Annotated in this window: 3 protein-coding genes and 1 pseudogene; 3 read left to right on the forward strand and 1 reads right to left on the reverse strand. The window is 64.4% G+C overall.

Annotated features, from left to right (window positions below):
• Window positions 1-225: PIN domain-containing protein (locus tag NBW84_RS07090; RefSeq protein ID WP_445548657.1), on the forward strand; the 225-nt coding region annotated here is incomplete at its 5' end.
• Between the two features lie 12 nt (window positions 226-237).
• Window positions 238-385 (forward strand): annotated as a pseudogene (locus NBW84_RS24130) (helix-turn-helix domain-containing protein); the annotation flags it as partial.
• A gap of 555 nt (window positions 386-940) precedes the next feature.
• Here the strand turns inward: NBW84_RS24130 and NBW84_RS07095 are convergent.
• Window positions 941-1,270: a hypothetical protein gene (locus NBW84_RS07095; RefSeq protein ID WP_250282857.1), complete on the reverse strand. Its 330-nt coding sequence runs from the start codon at window positions 1,268-1,270 to the stop codon at window positions 941-943.
• Window positions 1,271-1,429: 159 nt separating this feature from the next.
• Between NBW84_RS07095 and NBW84_RS07100 the strand changes: the two genes are divergently transcribed.
• Entirely contained in the window at window positions 1,430-3,517 is a 2,088-nt protein-coding gene (locus NBW84_RS07100) for a TerD family protein (RefSeq protein WP_250282859.1), read from the forward strand.
• Window position 3,518: the final 1 nt, after the last annotated feature.

Below are 3,518 nucleotides of genomic sequence, written 5' to 3' on the forward strand. Positions count from 1 at the left end.
GACTGGCTTTCCGGAATCCCCGTGCTGCCCGGCGACGAGGCAGTCGCTGCCACCTGGGGCAGGCTCTCCGCGGACGCCACCCGGGCAGGACAGCCCCGCCCGGTCAACGACATGTGGATCGCGGCCTGCTGCCTCACCCATAACCTGCCACTCGCCACCCTGAACCTCAAGGACTACTCCTACTTCAGGGATCACCACGGTCTACGGATTCTCGGTGAGGAATAACCGCCGTTCACCCTGGCCCGTGCGGCCGGCATGACCGCAGTCGGCGGTGGCGCGGTTCGAGGCCGGTGGCACCGTACCGACACTGCCTGTGCTGGAACGGCTCGCCGAGGCGTTCGACGCCGACCTCGACGTCCGTGTCGTCCCTCGTCCCGCGGCGTAGGAGACGTTCTGGCACGCCTGTCCGGACATGAGCCGGCGAACACAATCCCATGTGGCTTACCGACCGCCGCCGATTGAGGTATTCATTCAGCGGGTGTGCTGAGGGTTCCGGTTCGTGGCGTGGGGTGATGGCCGGTTGGCGGGTGCCTTCCGGTGTGGGATGTGGATGAGCGTGCTGCTTGGTCAGGTGGGGGCGGTGGGCCAGTCCGGGATCCAGGGCTGGCCGGTGAACGCCTGACGCAGGGTGGTCATCATGTCGTGGCCGTGTTGGGTGGCGGTGCGCAGGTAGCCGAGGATGGTGTACCGGTCCTGGGTGACGGTCTCGCTGGTGAGCCGGCCGAAGATGCTCTGCCGGGCATAGCAGACTGGGGCACCGAAGCTCCTGGTTTCCGACGTGAGGTCTCAGCAACCCGCGTCCTACCGGGAGTTTTGCCGCATCTAGCGCATTCCGGACGCACCCGGCGCGTCGACTGGCCGGCACCCGTCCGCAACCCGCGCCAGGACAGGCCGAACCCACTTAAAGATCGTTACAAAATCGACGCCCAGTCGCGTGCTATTAGGGTTTAGTGGCCCAAATCGCCCTCTTCTTAAGGGCGGTGCCCCAGGGCAGGGTGCTTCCAGGTGGAGGCCAAGAGCCAGCGAGCCGCTCGACGTCGGTGATGAGAACGTTGATGCCCCGCACCTTGGCGAGTTCATGCGCCCGCAGAGCGGCATCGCGCAGCATGGCGAGGATGGTGACCGGCTTTCCCTGACGGATGAGGGTGTCCCGAGTCTCGATCGCCAGCTTGGTCGCCTGTGTGACGGTGCTATCGCAGCCTTCGGCCGCCTCGCTCGCTGCGGCGTTGTACCGGTCGACGATGAGCTGGTCCGATACTTCACCACTCATGGTAGTCAGTCGGTAACCTTGGTTGTCTGCCGGCAGAGTGCGTGTCGCTTGTGTGTCTGATTTCTCGACAGTGATCCGATGTAGTGATTCCAGTGGGCTTTCTGCCGGTCAAGGTCTTGGGGATATGGTCCCGGTATGTGCGCTGCGACGGTTGCGGCCATGCGCAAGGGGGGAAACGTCACCCTCAGTGCCCTGGCTGACGAAATCGGTTCTGTCTCGGTCATTCTTGAGTGGGCTGCCGAGAAGGGGCATCCGCTTGACGCGGATGTGAGCGTTCTCCTGCTCGGGGACGACGGCAAGGTCCGGTCAAACGACGATTTCGTCTTCTACAACCAGCCGTCCGGGGCGGGTGGGGCGGTCCGGCTCCGTGGAAAGACCTCCAGTGTGGAGGAGAGGTACACGGCCTTCACCGACGTCGTTGAGGTCGACATGGACGACGTCCCGGACAGCGTTGAACGGGTACTGCTCGCCGCCAGCCTGGACGGCGAGGCCGGGGACGGCTTCGGGCGGCTGGAGTACCTGCGGCTGCGGCTGCTGCGCGGGTCCGACGCGACGGAGCTGCTTCGTTTCGACGTCACGGACGCTTCAACTGAGACAGCGTTCGTACTCGGAGAGGTCTACCGCCGTACCGGGCAATGGAAGTTCCGCGCGATCGGTCAGGGATACGACACCGGCCTGGCGGCACTCGTCACCGAATACGGCATCGAGGTCGATGCTGACGAGGAAGAAAGCCCGACACCCGGCCGCGCCGAGCCAGCGGCGCCCGCTGGCGCCGATTCCGCGGTCAGTGGTGGCTCCAGCGCCGTGCAAGATGCTCCCAACGATGTGGGTCCGGCAAGTGTGTCCCGCCCGCCAGCCCCGGCCAGGGAGCGGCGAACCCAGACGGTGACCACGAAGAAACGCAGGCCCGCGAGGCGGCTGTCGGCCTCGAAGGTGAGGCGGTTGGATGCCGGGGATGCGAAGGAGGCTTGGCAGTCGGCGAGGCTGTTCCCGGTGGCGGGTATCGGTGGAGCCGGGGAGCAGGAGCGGCGTGCGACCTCGGCTCTGCTCGCCGTCGTGGGATCCGTGCGCGAGTTCGGCCGCGCTCTGACGACCCGGTTCGGGGCGCCCGCCGGCCAGGTCGAGACGTTCATCGAGGTTCCATTCAGCCGGGGTGACGAGCCTTACCGGCCGGACGGGTTGATCCGGGTGACGCGGGGGCAGCGTACGTGGACGGCGCTGGTCGAGGCGAAGACCGGGACGGGGGAACTGCGCCCGGAGCAGGTCGAGGCATACCTGGACATCGCTCGGGAACAGCGATTCGATGCCGTCATCACCGTCTCCAACCTGATCACAACGGCGGACGAACGGCACCCCGTCGCGATCGACGGGAGAAAAACGAAGAAAGTCGGCATTCATCACCTTTCATGGGCAGAGATAAGATTCCGCTGCCAGCTTCTGCTCGAAAATAGCTCGGTGGCGGACGCCACTCAAGAATACATTCTCACCGAGTTCCTCCGGTACCTTGACCACCCACGTTCGGGCGCCGACAAATTCGACGACATGGGGCCTCACTGGGTGGCTGTGAGGGACAGTGTCTCGGTGGGTACGCTGCGACCGGCGGATAAAGGACTGCCTTCCGTCGCCGAACGTTTCGATCAGCTTGCCCATTATTTGTGCCTGCACCTGGGTGGGCTGCTGGGTATCGAGGTCCTCCCTCACCTGAACCGGCGGGTGGACGCGGCGCAGCGACGGCATGCATTGGCCGAGGAACTGTGCCGGAACGGTACCCTGTCCACGATGCTGCGGATCCCTGGAACGGTCGGCCCGGTGACTGTGACAGCGGACCTGCGTGTGGGCCGGGTTGGATGCTCGGTCAGCATCGACGCTCCTCGCCAAGGACGGCCGCTCACCCGAGTGAAGTGGATTATGAAGCAGCTCGCGGATGCAAACGGGAATCTACGGGTTGAATCTTTCGACCAAGGTTCGCGAGAGGCTGCCCGAGCCGATCTTCTTGCCTTGGTGCGTCAGAAGCCGGAGCTTTTAATCACTGGCTCGGCTTGTGAGATTCGGGCCTTTCGTATTTCCCTGAGTGCTCCTCTTGGTGCGAAACGTGGCGCCGGGAAAGGTACATTCGTCACATCGGTGGTGGACACACTGGAGAAATTCTACGAGGAGGTGGTACAGAACCTGCGTGAATGGCATGACTCTACCGATGCCGCCCCAGCATCGGGCAATGGTGCTGGCGCCTCAACCGAGAAAAGATAGG

Origin of the sequence: Protofrankia sp. CiP1_Cm_nod2 (assembly GCF_920664355.1) — a bacterium.
In the GTDB taxonomy this organism is placed as follows: Bacteria; Actinomycetota; Actinomycetes; order Frankiales; family Frankiaceae; genus Protofrankia.

What these genes read in the sequence shown, in the direction of transcription:
- NBW84_RS07095 (WP_250282857.1), bottom strand. Translation starts at nt 1,270, where the DNA reads ATGAGTGGTGAAGTATCGGACCAGCTCATCGTCGACCGGTACAACGCC.
- NBW84_RS07100 (WP_250282859.1), top strand. Translation starts at nt 1,430, where the DNA reads ATGCGCAAGGGGGGAAACGTCACCCTCAGTGCCCTGGCTGACGAAATC.